Source organism: Paeniglutamicibacter sp. ZC-3, assembly GCF_025847175.2.
In the GTDB taxonomy this organism is placed as follows: domain Bacteria; phylum Actinomycetota; class Actinomycetes; order Actinomycetales; family Micrococcaceae; genus Paeniglutamicibacter; species Paeniglutamicibacter sulfureus.
Genome location: NZ_JAOYTG010000004.1, coordinates 166,201 through 186,022, shown reverse-complemented (window position 1 = coordinate 186,022; position 19,822 = coordinate 166,201). Strand labels below are relative to the sequence as shown.

General features: G+C 67.7%; 20 protein-coding genes. 11 read left to right on the top strand and 9 right to left on the bottom strand.

Translation table 11 applies throughout. The annotated features are described in order from the left end of the window. Positions 1 to 11: 11 nt before the first annotated feature. Positions 12 to 1,094 carry a YbdK family carboxylate-amine ligase gene (locus OIU93_RS06970; RefSeq protein ID WP_264269361.1) on the top strand — a complete coding sequence of 361 codons (1,083 nt, stop codon included), beginning with the start codon at positions 12 to 14 and terminating at the stop codon, positions 1,092 to 1,094. 28 nt (positions 1,095 to 1,122) lie between these two features. Here OIU93_RS06970 and OIU93_RS06965 read toward each other — a convergent pair whose 3' ends face one another. Together OIU93_RS06965 and OIU93_RS06960 are read right to left on the bottom strand one after the other, a co-directional pair. Next, positions 1,123 to 2,475 carry a 6-phospho-beta-glucosidase gene (locus OIU93_RS06965; RefSeq protein ID WP_264269360.1) on the bottom strand — a complete coding sequence of 451 codons (1,353 nt, stop codon included), beginning with the start codon at positions 2,473 to 2,475 and terminating at the stop codon, positions 1,123 to 1,125. Further along, positions 2,472 to 3,221: a DeoR/GlpR family DNA-binding transcription regulator gene (locus OIU93_RS06960; RefSeq protein ID WP_264269359.1), complete on the bottom strand. Its 750-nt coding sequence runs from the start codon at positions 3,219 to 3,221 to the stop codon at positions 2,472 to 2,474. Before OIU93_RS06960 ends, OIU93_RS06965 begins: the two co-directional genes overlap by 4 nt. Before the next feature lie 187 nt (positions 3,222 to 3,408). Here OIU93_RS06960 and OIU93_RS06955 point away from each other — a divergent pair, with 187 nt between their 5' ends. From OIU93_RS06955 to OIU93_RS06920, 8 genes are all read left to right on the top strand, one after another. After that, positions 3,409 to 4,524 carry a PfkB family carbohydrate kinase gene (locus OIU93_RS06955; protein WP_264269358.1) on the top strand — a complete coding sequence of 372 codons (1,116 nt, stop codon included), beginning with the start codon at positions 3,409 to 3,411 and terminating at the stop codon, positions 4,522 to 4,524. A gap of 80 nt (positions 4,525 to 4,604) precedes the next feature. Next, positions 4,605 to 5,969: an ABC transporter substrate-binding protein gene (locus OIU93_RS06950; protein WP_264269357.1), complete on the top strand. Its 1,365-nt coding sequence runs from the start codon at positions 4,605 to 4,607 to the stop codon at positions 5,967 to 5,969. Continuing rightward, on the top strand, positions 5,944 to 6,864 hold the full coding sequence (locus OIU93_RS06945) for a carbohydrate ABC transporter permease (RefSeq protein ID WP_264269356.1): 921 nt from the start codon (positions 5,944 to 5,946) through the stop codon (positions 6,862 to 6,864). The genes OIU93_RS06950 and OIU93_RS06945 overlap by 26 nt, the downstream gene beginning before the upstream one ends. Continuing rightward, positions 6,861 to 7,676 carry a carbohydrate ABC transporter permease gene (locus tag OIU93_RS06940; protein ID WP_264269355.1) on the top strand — a complete coding sequence of 272 codons (816 nt, stop codon included), beginning with the start codon at positions 6,861 to 6,863 and terminating at the stop codon, positions 7,674 to 7,676. Before OIU93_RS06945 ends, OIU93_RS06940 begins: the two co-directional genes overlap by 4 nt. Positions 7,677 to 7,770: 94 nt before the next feature. Next, positions 7,771 to 8,358: a GNAT family N-acetyltransferase gene (locus OIU93_RS06935; RefSeq protein ID WP_264269354.1), complete on the top strand. Its 588-nt coding sequence runs from the start codon at positions 7,771 to 7,773 to the stop codon at positions 8,356 to 8,358. 109 nt (positions 8,359 to 8,467) lie between these two features. Further along, on the top strand, positions 8,468 to 9,004 hold the full coding sequence (locus OIU93_RS06930; protein ID WP_264269353.1) for a DUF488 family protein: 537 nt from the start codon (positions 8,468 to 8,470) through the stop codon (positions 9,002 to 9,004). 190 nt (positions 9,005 to 9,194) lie between these two features. Next, positions 9,195 to 9,650, top strand: coding sequence for an HD domain-containing protein (locus OIU93_RS06925; RefSeq protein ID WP_264269352.1), 456 nt, complete (start codon positions 9,195 to 9,197; stop codon positions 9,648 to 9,650). Between the two features lie 146 nt (positions 9,651 to 9,796). Next, entirely contained in the window at positions 9,797 to 10,519 is a 723-nt protein-coding gene (locus OIU93_RS06920; protein ID WP_264269351.1) for a response regulator transcription factor, read from the top strand. Between the two features lie 12 nt (positions 10,520 to 10,531). Here OIU93_RS06920 and OIU93_RS06915 read toward each other — a convergent pair whose 3' ends face one another. After that, the gene (locus OIU93_RS06915; RefSeq protein ID WP_264269350.1) at positions 10,532 to 12,052 is read right to left on the bottom strand and encodes a sensor histidine kinase; all 1,521 of its coding nucleotides are present in this window, start codon (positions 12,050 to 12,052) and stop codon (positions 10,532 to 10,534) included. A gap of 156 nt (positions 12,053 to 12,208) precedes the next feature. Here OIU93_RS06915 and OIU93_RS06910 point away from each other — a divergent pair, with 156 nt between their 5' ends. Together OIU93_RS06910 and OIU93_RS06905 are read left to right on the top strand one after the other, a co-directional pair. Then, positions 12,209 to 12,697, top strand: coding sequence for a GNAT family N-acetyltransferase (locus OIU93_RS06910; RefSeq protein WP_264269349.1), 489 nt, complete (start codon positions 12,209 to 12,211; stop codon positions 12,695 to 12,697). A 286-nt stretch (positions 12,698 to 12,983) separates the two neighbouring features. Next, positions 12,984 to 13,325, top strand: coding sequence for a hypothetical protein (locus tag OIU93_RS06905; protein ID WP_264269348.1), 342 nt, complete (start codon positions 12,984 to 12,986; stop codon positions 13,323 to 13,325). 102 nt (positions 13,326 to 13,427) lie between these two features. Here the strand turns inward: OIU93_RS06905 and OIU93_RS06900 are convergent, their stop codons facing one another. Genes OIU93_RS06900 through OIU93_RS06875 form a run of 6 tightly spaced genes read right to left on the bottom strand, consistent with a single transcriptional unit; the run spans position 13,428 to position 19,679 of the window. Next, positions 13,428 to 13,904 carry an ATP-dependent endonuclease gene (locus OIU93_RS06900; RefSeq protein WP_264269347.1) on the bottom strand — a complete coding sequence of 159 codons (477 nt, stop codon included), beginning with the start codon at positions 13,902 to 13,904 and terminating at the stop codon, positions 13,428 to 13,430. A 51-nt stretch (positions 13,905 to 13,955) separates the two neighbouring features. After that, on the bottom strand, positions 13,956 to 15,101 hold the full coding sequence (locus tag OIU93_RS06895; RefSeq protein ID WP_264269346.1) for a cysteine desulfurase family protein: 1,146 nt from the start codon (positions 15,099 to 15,101) through the stop codon (positions 13,956 to 13,958). Between the two features lies 1 nt (position 15,102). Beyond that, positions 15,103 to 15,960, bottom strand: coding sequence for a carboxylating nicotinate-nucleotide diphosphorylase (nadC, locus tag OIU93_RS06890; protein WP_264269439.1), 858 nt, complete (start codon positions 15,958 to 15,960; stop codon positions 15,103 to 15,105). A 37-nt stretch (positions 15,961 to 15,997) separates the two neighbouring features. Continuing rightward, the gene (nadB, locus tag OIU93_RS06885; RefSeq protein WP_264269345.1) at positions 15,998 to 17,689 is read right to left on the bottom strand and encodes an L-aspartate oxidase; all 1,692 of its coding nucleotides are present in this window, start codon (positions 17,687 to 17,689) and stop codon (positions 15,998 to 16,000) included. Beyond that, complete coding sequence (gene nadA, locus OIU93_RS06880) at positions 17,686 to 18,954, bottom strand: quinolinate synthase NadA (RefSeq protein ID WP_264269344.1); 1,269 nt, start codon at positions 18,952 to 18,954, stop codon at positions 17,686 to 17,688. The genes nadB and nadA overlap by 4 nt, the downstream gene beginning before the upstream one ends. Further along, entirely contained in the window at positions 18,951 to 19,679 is a 729-nt protein-coding gene (locus OIU93_RS06875) for an NUDIX domain-containing protein (RefSeq protein ID WP_264269343.1), read from the bottom strand. Before OIU93_RS06875 ends, nadA begins: the two co-directional genes overlap by 4 nt. Between the last annotated feature and the right edge of the window lie 143 nt (positions 19,680 to 19,822).

Here is a 19,822-nt window from a genome sequence, read left to right as displayed (position 1 = left end):
GCGAGTGCGAGGTGCGCACCTTTGGCATTGAGGAAGAGTTCTTCCTCATCGACCGTGAAACCGGGATGCCGGCCGTCCCGCGGCGAAGCGTTTACAACGACTTGATGGCAGTGAACGGCGGAAGCAGTCCCACGCATCCCGAATTCCTCTCCTGCCAGCTGGAGCGCAGTACGCCGATCTGCACCACGCGCCAAGAGGCGATCGAGTCAGTCACCGCCGCCCGCCGGGAACTTTCGGCTGTGGCGCGCCAGGCGGGGCTTCACCTGGTCGGGTCGGGCACGCCGCCGCGGATCCCGTCCGGCCCGGCAACTGTGCACGCTTCAGAACGCTACTATTCCATCAACGAATTCTGCGGTGCCATCACCGCCGAGCACTACCTTAGCGGCACCCATGTCCATGTGGGGGTCGACGACCTTGCCTCCGGGGTGGAGGCCATGAACGCGCTCCGGCCATGGCTGCCGCTGCTCACTGCCTTCGGGGCAAACTCGCCCTACTGGCGGGGATCCGACAGCGGATTCGCGTCCTGGCGCACCATCCAGTACCGCCGCTGGTCCATCCAAGGCATTCCGCCGTATTTTGCTGATGAACAGGACTACCTGCGCCGGATGGAGTTCCTGCTGGCTTCCGACGTGGTCCTTGACCAAGGCCACATCAGCTGGGCCGCCCGGCTCTCCACGCGCTACCCCACATTGGAGATCAGGACGGCCGATGCCCAGGTGCGCGCCTCCGACGTCGTCCTCCTGGCGTTGATTGCGCGGGCCTTGGTTTCCGCCGGCATCAACAATCCCGGGCGCATCCCGAATCCGGCGCCCGAGGCCTTGGACATGGCGCAGTGGCAGGCCGCCAAATTTGGGATCCGCGGAAACCAGTACGATCTGGTCACCGGCACCAAGTGCAGCATCGACCGGCGCCTGGAGTCGCTGCTGCAGTACATCCGCCCGGAACTGAAGACCACCGGAGACACCGAATACGTCGGCGCAGGGCTTGAACGGATGATGAGCGAGGGCAACGGTGCCGTGGCCCAGCGCCGCTCCTTCCATGACGGCGGGTTCGACCAGGTGCTGGCCGAGGCTGACGCCCGGGTTGCCGACTGAACCTTTCCCCGTGGACCGGAAGCTTGATTCATTCGCCTCCGGACAAGGCCGCGTCAACCCCCGGGATTTGTTCCCGGTAGGTGTCAAGCAACGACTTGGCCACGGAGATTGAATCCACCAGCGGGTGGGCCGCCAGCGCCCGCCAGGCCAGCTCGCCGCTCTTGTTTTTCGAAGCGGCAATCGTCAACCGTTCGACGGCCTTGACCTGCTGCAGCAGCCCGAGCATCTCGCCGGTGACCGGCGCGATCCGCTTGGGCGCGATGCCGTCGCCGGTGACGGTGCACGGCACCTCGATCACCGCGTCATCGGGCAGCTGGGGAACCAAACCGCGATTGGCCACATTGAGGATCATGGTCGCGGGCTTGCCACCGAGCAGGGCCGTCATGAGGTCGAGGGCGACTTGCTGGTATCCCCCTCCCTCGATGTCGGAGGCCTGGCGAGCGGTGCGTTCGGACTCGGGCCGGCTTTCGGCCATGTAGCTCGACTCGCGATCGTGCTTGGTCCGCTGCCACAGCTCCAACGCACTGTCGGGGTGGTGGCAGGCCTCCTCGTAGAAGCGTCCCTGCTGGCGGTGCAGGAACTCGCCGCGGGTCTCGGCCGAGCCGCGCAGCCGCTCTGTGGCTTCGCGCTGGAAGTAGTAATAGTAGAGGTACTCGTTGGGAATCGCTCCCAGTGCCCTGATCCAGTCGAAGCCCATGAGCCTGGCTTCCTCGATGCCTTCAAGCCCCGCGTCGTCGGTCAACAGCCCGGGCAGTTTGTCCACTCCGTCCACGGTGAGGCCGCGCAGCCAGCCGAGGTGGTTCAGGCCCACATAGTCGAAGTCGACGTCCTCGGGGGTGGATCCGATGGCGTGGACAGCCCGGCGCATGAGCCCGATCGGGGTGTCGCAGATGCCCACGACGTTGTCTCCCAGCGCCTCCCGCATGGCCTCGGTGACGATGCCCGCGGGGTTGGTGAAGTTGATGAGCATTGCCTCGGGGGCGTGCCTGGCCACGCGCTCGGCGAGGTCGCGGGCGTGGGGCAGGGTGCGCAGGGCGTAGGCCAGCCCGCCGGGACCTGTGGTTTCCTGGCCGAGCACACCCATTTCCAAGGCGATCCTCTCGTCCTTGATCCGTCCCCCGGTGCCTCCGATGCGCATGGCGGAGAAGATGAAGGCGGCACCCGTGACCGCTTCATCCACTCCGGAGGCCGTGGTGACGCGCGGGGGCCGGGGCAGGGAAGGGGTCAGCTGCGCCAGCACGGCCTCGATGGCTGCCACCCGTTCCGGGTCGGAGTCGAAGAGGCACAGGTCGGTGATGCGCACCGTCTCCGTGTCGCCCGAGATGGCCTCAAAGATTTGCGGCACCCGGAACCCGCCGCCTCCGATGATGGTCAGCTTCATGCCAGAATCACTTCGCTTCCTGATGTCCTGAATGCTTCGAGGGTCTGGGGATCGGCACCCTTGCTGGTCACCAGCGTGCCAATGCGCGAGGCGGTACAGACCTCGCGGAGGCCCACCCCCGGGAACTTCGTTTCGTCGGCCAACAGCACAATATTCGAGCTGGTGGTCAGTAGTGCGTGCTTGACGGGAACCTCGATGCCGGTGGTGTCAAGCACCGTGGTGTCGGGTCGCACTCCGCTGCAGCCCAGGAAACCGATGCTGGCACGAATGTTGGCCAGCGATTCGAGGGTCATCGACCCCACCAGCGAATGGTAGGAGCGCCTCAGGACTCCCCCGAGGATGACCAGCTCCACCTCGGTGTCGGTGCGCAATTCATCGAGCACCGCAATACTGGAGGTCATCACCGTAATCTGGCGCCCACGCAGTGCCCGGGCGAGCAAGGCGGTGGTCGTCCCGATATCCAGCAGGACCACGTCTCCGTCCCTGACCAGCTCGGCTGCGCGGAGGGCGATGTTTTCCTTCGACGGCGGACCGGCGGCGAGCACCTCGCGGAAGGGGATCTTGTCCGCATCGAGGCTTCCGCCCCCGTGGACGCGGCGAAATTGGCCTTCGGACGAGAGTTGGTTCAGGTCCCGCCTGATGGTGGACAGACTCACGCCCAAGTCATCGGCCAGTTGCTGGACCGAGACATCACCGGTCTCCTGGATCCGGCGCAGAATGGATCCCTGCCGCGCGCTGATGAGCATGCCATCACCCTAGCAGTCAAAAATGGGCAAAAGCGATCATTTTCAAGCACTTGAACGGCCTCTGGACGCATGCTAACGTCCAATCCAAGGGTGCTCCCAGCGGCCCCCCGCCACGGGCGATCCGGGGGTGCATCGACCCGACCCGCAGCGGCAGGCTCCATGCGGCACAAGTCAGAGGAACTCAGCGGTGGACACAGCATCCAATCTCGGCACCGACCTTGATCTCTTCCTCCACGGGTCGCTCTTCTTCGACATCATCTTCACTGGCCTGCCCTCCGCCCCGCAGCCCGGCACCGAGGTCTGGGCCGAGGGCATGGGATCGGTCCCCGGAGGCATCGCGAACCTCGCCGTGGCCGCGGCCCGGCTGGGGCTGTCCACCGGGCTCTCGGCCGGCTTCGGGGACGATGCCTACGGCGCCTGGTCCTGGTCGCTGCTGGAAGAGCAGGAGGGCATAGACCTAAGCCGCTCGCGCATCTTCCCCGAGTGGCATTCGGCGGTCACCGTCTCCCTGGCCCGCGGCGGCGACCGTTCCATGGTCACCCACGGCCACCCGATGCCCGTCAGCGCCATGGAGCTGATCGGAACCCCGCCCACTTCCAAGGCCATGATTGCCGAGCTGGCACTGCCCGGGGACGAGGCGCCTTGGTGGCTGGCCACCGGCCCGAACCAGGGCAGGGTCTTCGCAGCCGTCGGCTGGGACCCCACCGAAAAGTGGGATCCGGCCATGCTCGGGGACCTGGAACACTGCCACGGCTTCCTGCCCAACCACGTCGAGGCCATGGCCTACTCCCGCACCTCCACCCCGGACGAAGCGCTCGAGGCCCTGGCGACACGCGTCCCGCTGGTGGTCGTCACCCGGGGCGTGGAGGGGGCCATCGCCATCGACTCCACCACCGGCGAACGCGCCCGCGTTCCCAGTTTGCCGGTTCCTGCCATCGACCCGACCGGCGCCGGCGACGTGTTTTCGGCCGGCATCGTGCTCGGCACCCTGGCCGGCTGGCCGCTGGAGCAGCGCTTGCTCTTCTCCACGCTGTGCTCGGCCCTGGCCGTGAAGCACTTTGGCGGCTCCCTGGCTTCCCCCGGCTGGGGAGACATTGCCGACTGGTGGGAGTCCACAAAGCTGCGGGCTCGGGAGAACGCCGAGTGCCGGGACATCGCCAAGCGCTACGGTTTCCTGGACGAGGTCCTGCCGCAGCACCAGCTCAATGCCGTGCGCCGCGCCGAGGCCACGTTCGGATTGCTGACCGAGGCCGAGGCACACTACCGGACCAATGGATACAAGCCACTTCCGCCGGCCCGCTGAACCGCACCCGCCGTCCCGGCGGCGGCCATCGAGACATTTCGCATCACTTGCACCTACGTACCTTGCATGAAAGGACCACCATGAAACCCCGAGGCAAGACCCTCACCGGTGCCTTGGCCGCTGCCGCGGCCCTGGCACTGACGCTCTCGGCCTGCACGCCGGGCTCCGAGGCCCCCACGTCCTCTGCCCCGCTGACCAGTGCCCCCGTGGAAACGGACGTCTCAAAGATGGGCGAGCAGACGCTCACCGTCTGGGACCAGGAGGTCCGCGGCGGGCAGAACGAGCAGATGACCAAGCTCAATGCCGCCTTCGAGGACAAGTATCCGAACGTGACCATCGAGCGCAACTCCCAGTCCTTCGAGGACCTGGGCAAGACCCTGCGCCTGGCGCTGTCCGGCAACGACGCCCCCGACGTGGTCCAGGCCAACAACGGCCGCAACACCATGGGCTCCTTCGTCAAGGCCGGGCAGCTGCTGCCGCTCGATGCGTGGGCGCAGGCCTACGGCTGGACCGAACGCTTCCCCGCCTCCGTGCTGAAGTACTCGCAGTACTCCACGGACGGCACCACGTTCGGATCCGGCTCGGTCTACGGGCTGCCGCAGGTCGGCGAGGTGGTCGGCGTCTTCTACTCGAAGAAGAAGCTTCAATCCCTGAGCCTGGACGTCCCGTCCGACTGGGCCGGGTTCGAGTCCGCCATCGCCACCGCCAAGGACAAGGGCGAGACCCCGCTGCTGCTGGGCAACATCGAGAAGTGGCCCGCGGGCCACGTCTTCGGCCCCCTGCAGGGCGCCAAGGCGCCTGCGGAGGACATCGAGAAGCTTGGTTTTGGCAACGCCGGTTCCACCTGGAACACCCCGGAGAACGAGGCCGCGGCGGCCGAACTGGCCGACTGGAACGCCAAGGGCTACTTCAACGAGGGCGTCAACGGCACCGAATACGATGCCGCCTGGCAGAACCTGGCCAAGGGCGAGGGCGTGTTCCTGATGGGAGGCTCCTGGATGGCCGCGGACCTGGCCGACGCCATGGGCGAGGACGTTGGGTTCTTCGCCCCGCCGGCAACCGCCGGGACCGGCGCGCACACCACCGGCGGCACCGGGCTGCCCTTCACCGTGACCTCCAAGACGGAAAACCCGGATCTGGCCGCCGCCTACATCGACTTCATCACCAACGACGAGGCGATGGCAGTGCTGGCCGACACCGGGAACCTGCCGGTCATCAACACCCAGAAGTATGCCCCTGCCTCCGGCGTGCTCAAGGACGTTTACACGGAGTTCGAGACCGTCACCACCAAGGGCGCCCTGCTGCCGTATCTGGACTACGCGACCCCGTCCATGGGAGACACCCTCGGCGACTCGCTGCAGGGCCTGCTGGCCGGCAAGCTCGATGCTAAGGCGTTCACCGACGCCATGGAAGCTGACTATGCCGGCTTCACCCAAGGCAAGTGACACCACCGGCGGGCCGGGCACACGCTCGGCCCGCCACGGGCGCACCATCACGCCCTACCTCTTCATTGCACCGGCCCTGGCGATCTACACCGCGTTCATGCTCTACCCGCTGGCCCGCTCGGTGCACCTCTCCCTCTTCGAATGGGACGGGCTGTCCCTGGCCACCTTCGTGGGGGTGGGGAACTACACCGACATCCTCGCCGATGAACGCCTGCGCGCAGCGTTCGGCCACGCTGCGGCCTTCATCTTCTTCTACGCGCTGCTGCCCTGCGGCATCGGCCTGGTCCTGGCCGCGGTGCTGACCCGCGCCAAGGTCCGGGCCCTGCCGCTCTTCCGCGTCCTGGTGTTCCTGCCCCAGGTCATTGCGATGGTCGTGGTCTCCGTGGCCTGGAAGCAGATCTACGCCCCCGACGGCCTGCTGAACTCCGGGCTGCGCTCCATCGGGCTGGAGGCACTCACCCGTTCCTGGCTCGGGGACTACGCCTTCGCGCTGCCGGCCGTCGGGCTGGTCGGTTCCTGGGTGTCCACCGGGCTGGTCACCGTGCTGCTGCTTGCCGGCATGGCCAAGATCCCCACCGAGCTTTTCGAGGCGGCGCGGCTTGACGGCGCCGGGGCCATCCGCGAGTTCTTCGCCATCATCGTCCCGGCCGTCCGCGCCGAAGTCACCGTGGCGCTGACGCTGACCATCGTGGCCTCGCTGAAGACCTTCGACCTGATCTACATGACCACCTCCGGCGGGCCCGGTTCCTCCACCACGGTGCCCAGCTACGAGGTCTACCGACGGGCCTTCGAGACCGGGCAGGTCGGCTCCGCGGCCGCCATCGGCGTCACGCTGACGGTGATCATCTTCCTGATCACGCTGGCCGTGAACCGGATCTCGGAGCGCGGCGCATGAGGGTCTCGGGCACCGAGCGCACGCTGAACTACGCGATCCTCATCGGCTTCTCGCTCATCGTGCTCACCCCCGTGCTTTCCATCCTGGCCACCGCTTTCGGCCCGGCCGATGCGGCCGCCGCCCGCAACGGTGCCTTCCACCCGTCGAACTTCGCCACCGCCTGGGTGGAGGGGCGCTTCGGCCAGTACATGGGCACCTCGGTGATGGTGGCGCTGGTCGTGGTGTCCCTGTCCGTGGTGCTCTCGATCCTCTCCGGCTACGCGTTCGGGACCATGTCCTTCCGCGGCGAGCAGGCGCTCTTCTACCTCTTCCTGCTGGGCATCATGGTGCCTTCCGAGGCCATCATCGTGCCGCTGTTCTTTGACCTGCGCACCTTCGGGCTCACGGACACGCTCTGGGCCGTGGCCCTGCCCCAGGTCGCGCAGTCGGTCGCGTTCGGCACCTACTGGATGCGCGCCTACTTCAAGTCCGTGAGCCCCTCGATCATGGATGCCGCGCGCGTGGACGGGGCCTCCAAGGCCCGCATCCTCGTTTCCATCCTGGTGCCCATGGGGCGCCCGGCCATCACCACCATGGTCGTGCTGATGTTCATGTGGACCTGGAACGAGTTCCTGATCCCGCTGGTGATGTCACCCTCCGGGGCGTTTCGCACCGCGCCGTTGGGCCTGGCCTTCTTCCAAGGGCAGTACACCCAGGGCACGGCCTTGTTGGCCGCGGCAGCGGTGCTGGTGGCGCTGCCGGTGGTCCTGCTCTATTTCCTGATGCAGCGCCACTTCATCAAGGGCATGCTCGAGGGGGCCGTCAAGGAATAGGTGCGGTGGCATGCCCTGACCGGATGGCAACAATGCCGACAGGGTTGCGGGCCAAGGCTGTTCCAGGGCGCCGGTCCCGGTGCACACTGGTGACATGAGGATCCTGCTGCAGACCGCGCGGCTCCAGCTGCGCGAATTCACCGCCGACGACGCCGGGCTGCTGGAGGAGCTGGATTCGGATCCGCGGGTCATGCGCTACATCTCCAACTCCAAGCCCACGCCCCGGCAGGAAATCATCGACGAGTACATCCCCGCCTACCTTCAGTACCACCGGAAGGGACCCGACTTCGGGTTCTGGGTGGCGCAGCTGCGCGACAGCGGGGAATTCGCCGCGTGGTTCCACCTGCGCCCCGAGCCCGGGGACCCGGCGGACGATCCGGAGCTTGGCTTCCGGCTCAAACACCGTTTCTGGGGCCAAGGCCTGGCCACCGAGGGGGCCTCCGCGCTCATCGACCACGCGTTCTGCGCGGATTCCATCGACGTCACCCGGGTCCATGCCAGCACCATGGCGGTGAACATCGCCTCGCGGATGGTCATGGAAAAATGCGGGATGGACCTGGTCCGCCATTTTGTCGCCGACTGGCCGGTGCGTATCGACGGCGACGAGCTCGGTGATGTCGAATACGCGATCACCCGTGCCCAGTGGCTTGAAGGCCGGCCGCCGCAGCCCCAGCGCCGATGAGTGCCGCCGCGGCAAGCCATGGGCATGGGCAGGGAAGTCGCCTACGCTGAAGACAAGCGCCGTTTCCGTTCCCGGCATCCAAGCAGGGTTGGCACGAGGGGAGCACATCATGGCCACCACCCGCATCCACACCATCGGCCATTCGACCCACGAGGTCGCCGACTTCATTGAGATCCTACGCGCCCACGGCATCAAGCAGCTCGTGGACATCCGGACCATTCCCAAGTCCCGGCACAACCCCCAATTCAACGGCGAGGACCTGGCCGCAAGCCTGGACGCCGCCGGCATCGGCTACCGCCGCGCCAAGGAACTCGGCGGCCTGCGCCCGACCCACAAGGACAGCATCAACGGTGCCTGGCGCAACGATTCCTTCCGCGGCTACGCCGACTACATGCAGACCGGCGAATTCGCAGCTGCCATCGATGACCTGCTGGAGAGTGCCACGAACAACGACACCGCCATCATGTGCGCAGAGGCCGTCCCCTGGCGCTGCCACCGCTCGCTGGTCGGCGACGCCCTGGTGGTGCGCGGCGTCGAGGTCCTGGACATCTTTTCAAGCACCAAGGCAACCCCACACACGCTCACCTCGTTCGCGCAGGTCGAAGGAACCGCCCTCACCTACCCGCCCCAAGAGGGCATCTCCTAGGAACCCCCGCGGCAGGGGTTTTGCCGTTCGCCTCATCCACCAAGGAGTTCCTCGCCGTCCACGGACGCCCAACGCTTCCTGCGTCGAGTAGTTTGCCCGGGCCCCGGAATGTCAATCGCTGCGGCCAACCGTCCCCCGGTCTCGGTACCCTGGGCAGCAGGACAGTGTGCTGCAAGCAACGGAGGAACCAATGGCCGAACAAGCATTCGTGGGGATTGCCGAAGACATCGCCCGCCGCGCCCATGCGGGCCAGGTGGACAAGGCAGGGCTCGACTACATCACTCACCCCGCCCGGGTGGCCGCGGGCGTACGCCTGCATGGCGGCACGAACGAGGCAGTGGCCGCCGCCTGGTTGCATGACGTGCTCGAAGACTGCGATGTCTCCGCGGCGCAGCTCGGCGAGGCCGGAATCCCCGATACCGTCATCGAAGCGGTCAGGGCGGTCACCAAGATCAAGGGCGAACGGCTGGAAGACTATTGCGGGCGCATCCGGGCCAACCCCACGGCCCTGCGCGTCAAACGCGCCGACATCGAGGACAACACCGATCCGGCCCGCACCGCCAAATTGCCCGAACCAACGCGGCTCCGCCTGGCGGCAAAGTATGCCCGCGTCCGCTCGCTCCTCGGCTTCCCGCAGCAGGCCTGAGAACCGTTTCATCCGCTGCCGCAGATCCCCGGGGCCGGGAATTCCACGACGGGCCTTTGGCCCCTTGTCCGGGGCGGGTTCGGCGGCAAGGATGGGAGTTGTGCACGGTAACCGGCACACGCTAACGGGGATCGGGAGGAACCGCCATGGACCACGCAGCGACATCGGATGCTTCCCCTGGCCAGGCCACCGGCACCCACCGCGACGCCGAATCCGCCGCCCCCATCCGCGTCTTCATCCTCGATGACCACGAGCTGGTCCGCCGCGGCCTGGCCGAGCTGCTGGAGGGTGAGGGCTTCGAGGTAGTGGGCACCTCGGGGACGGCGCGCGATGCCCGGAAGCAGATCCCCGCGCTGCGCCCCGACGTCTCGGTGCTGGACGCCCGCCTGCCCGACGGCACGGGCATCGAGGTCTGCCGCGACGTGCGCTCGATCGACGGGTCGCTGAACTGCCTGATCCTCACCAGCTACGACGACGAGCAGGCGCTGCGCGGGGCGGTGCTTGCCGGGGCCGTCGGCTACGTGCTCAAGCAGATCGCCGGCAACGACCTGATCCGCGCGCTGCGCCGGGCAGCTCGCGGCGAATCGCTGTTCACCCCGGGGCTCAAGGCCAGGATCGTCTCGGGGCTCATCACCCACGAGAACACCGACCCGCGCATCAGCCAGCTGACCACGCAGGAACGCCGGGTGCTGGAACTGGTCGGCGAGGGGCTGAGCAATCGGCAGATCGGCGAGCGCATGCGCTTGGCGGAGAAGACGGTGAAGAACTACGTGTCATCGATGTTGGCGAAACTGGGGTTCGAGTCCCGCACGCAGGCTGCGGTGTTTGTGACCCATCCGCTGCCAGGGCGCAACGACGGGGGAACCTAGCCTTCCCTCGCTTCAGGATTCGGCGGGCATCGGCACGACCCAGCGCAGCGTTGTCCCTTCCCCCGGGGCCGAGTCAATGACCAGTGTGCCGCCGAGTTCTGCGGCGCGTTGGCGCATGTTTGCCAGACCGCTTTCGGCCACGGGGGCAATGAATCCGATTCCGTCGTCGCGCAGCACGAGCGCCAGGGTGTCGTCGGTACGTTCGATGGACAGTTCCACGGTGTGGGCGTGGGCGTGGCGCCCCACGTTGCTCAGCGCCTCGGTGATCACGGCCAACAGGTGGGTGAGCGTGGTTTCGTCGGTGAGGGCGTCGATGTTGTCGCCCAGGCGCAGCGCCGGGGTGAAGTCCAGGGGTGCCGAGGCCCGGCGGATGGCGCGCAGGATGTGGGAGCTGGGGCTCTCCGTCTCCCCCGCATGGGCACGCAGCGAGTAGATGGTGGCACGCAATTCGGCGATGGTGGTGTCCAGTTCCCGGGCAATGCCGCTAGCACGTTCCCGCGTGGCGTCGGTGGGCAGTTGCTTGCGCAGTGCACTGATGCCAAGGCCGGCGGCGAAGATGCGCTGGATGACGATGTCGTGCAGGTCCCGGGCGATGCGTTCGCGTTCCAGGTAGAGCAGCACGTCCTCGCGCAGGTGGTGCATCTGGACCAGGCCCAGCCCTTGGGCGACGTTGTCGGCGAAGATCCCTGCCATCTGGCTCTCGACGGGGCGGTAGGGGCCGGTTCCGTGTTCCCTGATGGCAACGAGCAACCCGTAGTGGGTGCCGCGGGCCGACAGCGCGGCCACCAGGGTGTGGGTCCCGTCGGCCAGTTCCCCCAGCGGAACGATTGCCTCGGGGGTGGGCAGCAGGGTCGGTGCGGTGCGGTGCGGCACCCAGCGGAGGCGCTCCCCCGGCTCCAGCAGGACGCGGCCGGCCAGGTGCGGGTGCACGTGCCTGCTGATCCCGGCAATCCGGTATCCACTCGCGCCGGGACCGTCCCCGTCGATGGGGAGCAGCAGCAGGACGTATTTGGCCCGGGCCTCGAGGCGCGCCAGCTCCGCGACATCGTTCAGGCCCTGGGTGTGGTGGGGGGATTCGCCTCCCAGCAGACCTCCGATGCGGGCAGAGGCTTCCAGCCAGCGGGCACGGTCGGCGGCGTCCTGGTAGAGCTGGGCATTTTCCAGGGCCACACCCGCACTTCCGGCGAGCGCCTCCCCCAGCTTCCTGTCGGCCTGGGAATAGCGGTCCTTGCCGTTCTTGGGTCCCAGGGCGAGGCGGGCGAAGTGGTGTTGCCGAGTCATCAATTCCAGGCGCAGGCGCTTGGCTTCGTCCTTGCCGGCCGGCTCCCCCAAGGTGGCGGCTTCACTGCCCTTGGCCAGGAGTCCTTGCTGGTGGGAGGCGCTGGTCAGCTCGAGCACCCCCGAGGTGGCTCCGAAGATCTTCATCGCCTCGTCCAGGACGCGGTGGGTGATGGCGGTGACGGAGAGGTCGCTGGCGATCGAGGCCATGGAGGCGAGCAGTTCGCGCACCCGTGCGTCGCTGCGCTTGGACATGTGCACCTTCCTCCCGATTCCACCGTGCCACTCCCCTGTGCCTGCGAGGGGTACCCGCCTAGGCGTCACCTTACTCGTGCACCGCCAGCCGGGAACAGGGGGAAGATGCATATCCGCAACCAGGCGATGGAGCCTGCGGTGGATTAGATTGGGTGGATGGATATTCGAGTTGCCACCCCTGGGGATTGGACGGGCCTGTGGCCCATCATCGAGGAGGTGGTCCGCGCCGGCCAGACCTACTGCTGGCCCGCGGATGCCACCGAGGAAGAATGCCGCACCTGGTGGATGGACAAGCCCGGCGGGACGGTCTATGTGGCGGTGGATCCGGACGGGAAAATCGCGGGGACCGCCGAGCTGCATCCCAACCTGCCGGCCGCGGGTTCGCACATTGCCAATGCCGGGTTCATGGTCGCTTCCCATGCCTCCGGCCGCGGGCTGGGGCGCACGCTGGGCCGCCACGTCATCGAGGAGGCCGCGGCGCAGGGCTTCACGGCCATGCAGTTCAATGCCGTGGTTGCCACCAACGCGCACGCCATCCGGTTGTGGCAGTCCCTGGGTTTCAGCATCCTGGCCACGATCCCCGGGGCCTTCAACCACCCCGACCGCGGCATGGTGGGGCTGAACCTGATGTACCGGTCGCTGTAACCGCCCCCAGGCCGAGGGCCGTCGTGCCTCGAAAAATGATTAGAACACATATTCGATCAGGCTTTGGGGGTGCTCCAACAACGCTGCCGGAGCTGGCCGGTGTATCCCTGCGGTGTGTTGGTCGACGGCATCGGCGAGGTGTGGGTAGAGCTCCCAATCCCTGCACCGTTATGGTCCGGTGCAGATGCGGGACTTTACTGTGACTCTTGGAGCTGCGCCCGGTGATCGCCGGATAGACTCAGTCGATGGCCGCGGCAGACACTCCGCGCAGGCGTGAGGACGATGAGTGGATAGCGAAGCACAGGTCGATGACCGGCCACCGCGACACCTGTTGGTTGTTGACTGCGTCATGTCAATCATCCTCCTGGTCGTGCAGCCGGTGGTCGCGATCGTGCTGTTCTTCCTTGCCGCCCTTGCCGGGTCGTCAAGTTTTCACCAATCGCGGTCGGTGCCACAGTGGGCGGTGACAACCGTGATCGTCTTGGTTTTCGCCGTCCCGCTCGTAGCGGCGGTTTTCACGATTGCGCGGATGGTCAATGACCGCATTGCGTTTTGGGTGCCGTCGCTGGCCATGGCAACGACAACCCTGATGGTCTATTTCCTGTCCGCGTATGGGGCATCGCACTAAATCCCGTCAGCGCGTTCCCACTCACGATTTAGGCGGCCCCCTGGACCAGGAATTCCTTCCAGCGCTGAACCCGACACTGAACCGCGCGGGCACCCGGAAGACTTAGAGGCTTGCCAGCAGCGAGGCCAACGGAGCGGGAATGGACTCCAACGGCACCGCCTCCGCCAGCAGCCCGGCGTAGCGCACCTTGTTGCCGCTGCGTCCGCCAAAGAACCGCGCCAGCTGGCGATCGATGGGTTGCGCCCGCTGGAAGGGCTGGGACTGCAGGCGCCGGAAGGACACAAGCTCGCCCTGCCCGGCGATGACCGCTTCGACGCCTTCCACGCCCAAGGCACGGATGAACTCGGCTTCCAGGTCCGGGTCGCAGACAAACACCGTCTCGAGCACTCGCTCGAAGTCGCGCCTCTCGGCCGCGTCCACCAAACCGACAAGCCGCTGGCCGTTCAGTTCGCCGGCGGCGCGGCGGGCGCCCTTGGACCCGCCGACGGGCAGCACCCGGGGTTCGGGCAGGGCCAGCCTCCGGGCCAAGGTCCTGATGGCGACGGCGTCGCTCTCGCCTTCAACCAGCACGATGCTCATGCAGACATGGATATCACATGGCCTGCCCCCGGCTCCATGGCCGGGACGTGCTCATTCCCCGGCGATGGCCTTGACCGCCGCAACCACGGCGCGGGCGGCGGTGGCAATTTCGGCTTCCTTCACGTTTCGGGTGAAGCTCAGCCGCACCGCGGTGTGTGCAACCTCCTCGTCGTAGCCCATGGCCAGCAGCACGGTCGAGGCGTCGGTGGATCCGGCGGCGCAGGCCGAGCCCGAGGAACACACCACCCCGCGGCGCTCGAGTTCGAGCAGCACCGTCTCTCCGCCGGTCTCCGGAAAGACGAAGGAGACGATGCCCGGAACGCGCCGGGTGGGATCCCCGGTAAGCCCGGCACGGATCCGCCCGCCGGTGTTCAGCCCCTTGAGCACGGTGTCCATGAAATGCCGTCCGTAGCCGTCGGCGATGCCACCGGCGTTGGCTGCCGCGGCCAGGGACAGCGCGGTGGCGGTGGCCACGGCGCCGGCCACGTTTTCGGTGCCGGAGCGGCGTTCGCGTTCCTGCCCGCCGCCGTGGACCAGCGGTTCCAGGGCCAGCTTGCCACGGACCATCAGCAGCCCGGCACCCTTGAGCCCGCCGATCTTGTGCCCGGAGATGCTCAGCGCGTCGACGTGCGCGGCGATCTGGCCCATGTCCAGCCAACCGGCTGCCTGCACCCCGTCGCAATGCACCAGCGCCCCCACCCCGTGGGCGGCGGCCGCCACCTCGGCGATCGGCTGGATCGTTCCGACCTCGTTGTTCACAGCCATCACCGAGACCAGCGTGGTGTCCGGGCGCAGCAGCTTGGTGAACGCGTCGATATCCAGGATCCCGTCGGAACCGACGGGGGCGACGTCGAGTTCGAAGCCGTGGTGGCGCACCAGGTAGGCGCAGGCCTCGGCCACCGCGGGGTGCTCGATGGCCGAGCGCACCAGGTGGCGCCCGCGCGGGTTGCCCAGCGCCAGGCCCTTGATGGCCAGGTTGTTGGATTCGGTGCCCCCTGACGTGAAGACCACGTCCCCGGTGCGCACGCCCAGCACGTCCGCGGCGGTGGCCCGGGCGTAGTCCAGGGCCCGCTTGGCCGTTTGGCCCATCGAGTGGGCGCTGGAGGGGTTGCCGTAGTCGCTGGTCAGCAGCGGGATGATGACATCCAGCACGTCTTGGCGCACGGGCGTGGTGGCCGCCGCATCGAGGTAGATCAAGTCAGTTCGCTTCCATCCTGATGTCCAGGCCGAGGTCAAGGGCGCGCACCGAGTGGGTCAGGGCGCCGGAGGAAATGACGTCGACCCCGGTGGCGGCGATGGCTGCCACGGTCTCCAGCCTAACGTTGCCAGAGGCCTCCACCAGCGCGGCCCCGGCGATCCGGCGCACGCCGGTGGCCAGGTCGGCCAGGTTGAAGTTGTCCAGCATGATGGTGTCGACCCCGGCGGCGAGCACCGCGTCGAGCTGGTCCAGGGAGTCGATTTCCACCTCGAAGTGAACGGTGTGACCCAGGGACGCACGGGTCTTGCGCAACGCGTTGGTCAGCTCCGAGCCTTTGCCCAGCAGGGCCAGGTGGTTGTCCTTGGCCATCACGGCCTCGGAGAGGTTGTCGCGGTGGTTGTGCCCGCCGCCGCAGCGCACCGCGTAGCGCTCCAGCACGCGCAGCCCCGGGGTGGTCTTGCGGGTATCGGCGATCCGGGCGTTCGTGCCGGCCGTTTCGGCCACGAAGGCGGCGGTGGCGGTGGCGATGCCGGACAGGCGCTGGAGCAGGTTCAGCCCCACTCGCTCCCCTGCCAGCAGCCCGCGGGCGGGCCCGGTGACCGTGACCAGGGTTTCCCCGGCGGCGAATCGCTCCCCGTCGGCGAGCGCCGGCACCAGCTCCAGGGCGGGGTCCGAGAGCGTCATGGCGGCGATGAAGGTGTCCAGCCCGGCGCAGATGCCCGGTTCGCGGGCTACGACCGCTGCGGTGGCGGTGGTGTGCGCGGGGATCAGCGTGTTCCCGGTCAGGTCCCCGCGGGGATTGTCCTCTTCCAGGGCAGCCAGGACGATTTTCTCGATGACGCGCGCAGGGACCGGCATGACGGAAGCGGTGCGGGTCGGTGCGGGGGCGGTGGTGTTAGACAAGGGTCTTGGTCCTTAGGTTCTGGGTGGCGGCTGTCGCGGCCAGGGCGCGGCCGAAGCGGGGCAGGTGCCCGTTGACCGGCTGCGGGGCCGCGATGGCGTCACTGCGGTAGTGCGCGCCGATGGAGTTTTCCCGTTCCAGGGCTGCAGTGGCCACGACGGTGGCCACTGTGAGCAGGTTGGCGCGCTCACGGGAAGCCCGGTCGTTGCCGGTCACTCGCCAGCAAGCCAACCGGTCCAAGGCGCTGCGCAGCCCCTCGGCGGTGCGTTCGACGCCCAGGTGCAGCTGGGCCAGTTCCTGCAGCTGGGCCAGGTCCATGTCCGCGGTGGCGGTTTCCGCCGGGTCGCTGCCGGAATACTCGAAGTTCCCGGCTCCCGCAGGCCGGGTGGGCATCACCTTCATGCCTGCGCTGTTGGCCACCGCAGCGGCCAGGGCGGTGGCGGCCGCGAGGTCGGAGGGCAGGTTCACCACGGTGCGCCAGGCGAAGACCAAGCCCTCGAGCAGCGAGTTGGAGGCCAGCCGGTTGGCGCCGTGCACCCCGGTGCATGCGGTCTCGCCCGCCGCAAAGAGCCCGGGTAGCGTGGACGCGCCGGTGTCGTTGGTCAGGATCCCGCCCATCCAGTAGTGGGCAGCGGGCGTCACCGGCACCGGTTCGGCGGCCAGGTCATAGCCCAGCTTCTTCAGTTCGCGGGTGATGGAGGGGAAGCGGCGGGCCAGGAACCCCGCACCGTGCCGCGCCTCGACGGCGCGGGCATCCAGGTGCACGGTGCCGCCCTGTGCGCGCACCGCGTGGATGGCGCGGGCCACCACGTCCCGGGGCGCGAGCTCTGCATCCGGGTGGACGGCCTGCATGAAGCGCTCGCCGCGTTCGTTCAGCAGCACCGCGCCTTCGCCGCGCACGGCCTCGGAGACCATGAAGCCGCCGGGGCTGACCAGCGTGGGGTGGAATTGGATGAATTCGGCATCGGCCAGCACGGCACCGGCCCGGTAGGCCAGGGCGGCCCCGTCTCCGGTGGCACCGTGCGGGTTGGTGGTGGCGGCAAAGAGCTGTCCGGCACCGCCGGTGGCCAGCAGCACGGCCTCGGCGTGCAGTTCATCGCTCTGTCCCTCGCCTCTGAGCACCCGCACCCCCGTGACCATGGTGGCCTGCCGGTCGGATCCGGCCTCCGCGTACGGGTTTTCCTCGGTGAGCAATTCGGTGACGAATGCGTGCTCGCGGATTTCCAGCCGTCCGGCTGCCTGCTGCGCGCGGCAGGCATGGATCAGCGCACTGGCCAGGCCCTTGCCGGTGGCGTCCCCTCCGGCGTGCAGGATCCGCGGGTGGGCGTGGGCCGCCTCCAGGCCCAGGGCGAAGGTGCCGGAGGCGTCGGTGTCGAACTCGGCGCCCGCACCGATGAGCCGTTGGACGTGTCCCCACGCGGAGGTGCACATGATGGCCACCGCGTCCGCATCGTTGAGCTGCGCCCCGGCGGTGAGCGTGTCGGCAATGTGGCTGGCGATCGAGTCGCCGGCGGCCGCCCCGGCCGGGCCGACGGCGCTCAGGCCGCCCTGGGCGTACCAGGAGTTGGAGTCGGCGAGCGCGTCCTTGGTCAGCAGGACCACCTCAAGCCCGCGCACGGCCGCCGTCAGCGCGGCGTAGAGCCCGGCAACGCCGGAGCCCACGACCACCAGCCCGGTGGCGTTCACGGCCGTGCCGCCAGCATCCGCTCCAGGGCCACCTTCGCGTCGGCGGCGATCCCTGCGGGTACGGTGATCTGGTTCAGCACGACCCCGTCCACCAGTGCCTCGAGCACCCAGGCGAGGTAGCCGGGGTGGATGCGGTACATGGTGGAGCACGGGCAAATCACCGGGTCCAGGCAGAAGATGGTGTGCTCGGGGTGCTGGGCAGCGAGCCGGTTGACCATGTTGATTTCGGTGGCGATGCCGAAGACCGATCCGGCCGGGGCGTTGGCCACTGCCTTCTGGATGTAGTCGGTGGAGCCTGCCTCGTCGGCGGCGTCGACCACCGGCATCGGGCATTCGGGGTGCGCCAGGATCCGCACGCCTGGGTGTTCCTTGCGGGCACGCTCGATCTGGGACACGGTGAAACGCTTGTGCACCGAGCAGAAGCCGTGCCAGAGGATCACCTTCGAGTCGAGCAGGGTGGCCGCTTCATTGCCGCCCAGCGGCTTGCGCGGGTTCCACATCGGCATTTGCTCCAGCGGCACGCCCATGGCCTTGGCGGTGTTGCGGCCCAGGTGCTGGTCGGGGAAGAAGAGCACGCGGCGGCCGCGTTCGAACGCCCATTCCAGCACCGTGGCGGCGTTCGAGGAGGTGCACACAATCCCGCCGTGCTTGCCCACGAACGCCTTCAGCGCCGCCGAGCAGTTCATGTAGGTCACGGGGATCACCGAGGCCAAGCCGTCAGCATCCGACTCGTCGGCATACAGGTCCATGAGCTGTTCCCAGCATTCCTCGACACTGGATTCGTCGGCCATGTCCGCCATCGAGCAGCCGGCGGCCAGGTTGGGCAGGATGACCTTCTGTTCATCCGTGGAGAGCACGTCGGCGGTCTCGGCCATGAAGTGCACGCCGCAGAAGACGATGTACTTGGCCTGTTCACGGGTCAATGCCGCGTTGGCCAGTTGGAAGGAGTCGCCGATGTAGTCGGCGAAGCGCACCACCTCGTCACGCTGGTAGTGGTGGCCCAGGACCACCAGTGAATCACCGAGGGTTTCCTTGGCCGCCAGGATGCGGGCGGTGAGTTCCTCGTCGGAGGCCTCGCGGTATTCGGCGGGGATGTCCCCCTGCCGCGGGGTGTCGGCCGGGGCCACATCTTCCTGCGAGGACCCCGGGCCGTACGCGGCCTCCCCGGTGTCAAAGAGCCAGGGACCCTTGGTCAGGTCGGTGTTGCAGCTGGCTTCGGGTGAAACCAGCTTCAGGGTCTGCAGGGTGGCTTGGATGCTGCTCATGAGATGTTCTCGCTCTCAAGGGGATGGGTGGTTGAGCCGGTGTAGCGATAAAGGCGTGGGGGGCGGTGCTTGCCGCCGGCAAGGAACTCGTCGGTTTCCTCGATGTCGGGGGTGCTGCGCAGCGTCCGGCGGAAGTTTGCCGGGTCCAGCTCCTTGTCCAGCACCGCTTCGTAGACCTCGCGGACCTGGGCGAGGGTGAAGCGCTCGCCGAGCAGGCGGTGGGCAATGGAGCCGTATTCGACCTTGTTGCGCAGGCGCCACAGCGCGTACTCGATGATTTGCCGGTGGTCGAAGGCCAAGTTCCCCAGCACCTCGGGGTCATCGGCACGGAACCAGGCGACGTTGGGGTCATCGAGCAGCACCGAGGTGGCGGTGTCGTGCGGGTCGTCCTCGCGGACCAGCGCCCAGTAGACGATGGAGACGACCCGGCGGGTGGGCGAGCGGTCCAGGTCCCCGAACGCGTAAAGCTGTTCTAGGTAGCGCGGGATGAGCCCGGTGGTGTCGCGCAGGTTGTTCGCCGCGGCGTCGAAAAGCGAGTCGCGGGGCCCCAGGGGGCCGCCGGGAAGTGCCCACTGGCCGCGGAACGGCTCGCGGGTGCGGCGGACCAGGGGCAGCCACAGGCTTTTGCGCCCGGTGCGCTCGTCGTCGCGCAGCGAGAAGATGACCGTGGACACGGCAAGCGCCGGTGGTTGTTCGCGGCGTTCCGCCACATTCGAAAACTGCAACCGGTCCACCTTCCTAGTTAGTGTCATATTGACCAGAACTAAGAATACGGCGCGCCGCGGCCCGCCACAAGCCCTGTGACGCGGAAGGTCGGCGACAAGTCGAAGCTCCTGGCAGCAAGGGGGGTTGCGCAATGCGTTAGCGA

Excerpts from the sequence above, each read along its gene's own strand:
- OIU93_RS06965 (WP_264269360.1), bottom strand. The coding sequence starts at position 2,475 with ATGAAGCTGACCATCATCGGAGGCGGCGGGTTCCGGGTGCCGCAAATC.
- OIU93_RS06960 (WP_264269359.1), bottom strand. The coding sequence starts at position 3,221 with ATGCTCATCAGCGCGCGGCAGGGATCCATTCTGCGCCGGATCCAGGAG.
- OIU93_RS06950 (WP_264269357.1), top strand. The coding sequence starts at position 4,605 with ATGAAACCCCGAGGCAAGACCCTCACCGGTGCCTTGGCCGCTGCCGCG.
- OIU93_RS06945 (WP_264269356.1), top strand. The coding sequence starts at position 5,944 with ATGCCGGCTTCACCCAAGGCAAGTGACACCACCGGCGGGCCGGGCACA.
- OIU93_RS06940 (WP_264269355.1), top strand. The coding sequence starts at position 6,861 with ATGAGGGTCTCGGGCACCGAGCGCACGCTGAACTACGCGATCCTCATC.
- OIU93_RS06935 (WP_264269354.1), top strand. The coding sequence starts at position 7,771 with ATGAGGATCCTGCTGCAGACCGCGCGGCTCCAGCTGCGCGAATTCACC.
- OIU93_RS06930 (WP_264269353.1), top strand. The coding sequence starts at position 8,468 with ATGGCCACCACCCGCATCCACACCATCGGCCATTCGACCCACGAGGTC.
- OIU93_RS06925 (WP_264269352.1), top strand. The coding sequence starts at position 9,195 with ATGGCCGAACAAGCATTCGTGGGGATTGCCGAAGACATCGCCCGCCGC.
- OIU93_RS06920 (WP_264269351.1), top strand. The coding sequence starts at position 9,797 with ATGGACCACGCAGCGACATCGGATGCTTCCCCTGGCCAGGCCACCGGC.
- OIU93_RS06915 (WP_264269350.1), bottom strand. The coding sequence starts at position 12,052 with ATGTCCAAGCGCAGCGACGCACGGGTGCGCGAACTGCTCGCCTCCATG.
- OIU93_RS06910 (WP_264269349.1), top strand. The coding sequence starts at position 12,209 with ATGGATATTCGAGTTGCCACCCCTGGGGATTGGACGGGCCTGTGGCCC.
- OIU93_RS06900 (WP_264269347.1), bottom strand. The coding sequence starts at position 13,904 with ATGAGCATCGTGCTGGTTGAAGGCGAGAGCGACGCCGTCGCCATCAGG.
- nadC (WP_264269439.1), bottom strand. The coding sequence starts at position 15,960 with ATGCCGGTCCCTGCGCGCGTCATCGAGAAAATCGTCCTGGCTGCCCTG.
- nadA (WP_264269344.1), bottom strand. The coding sequence starts at position 18,954 with ATGAGCAGCATCCAAGCCACCCTGCAGACCCTGAAGCTGGTTTCACCC.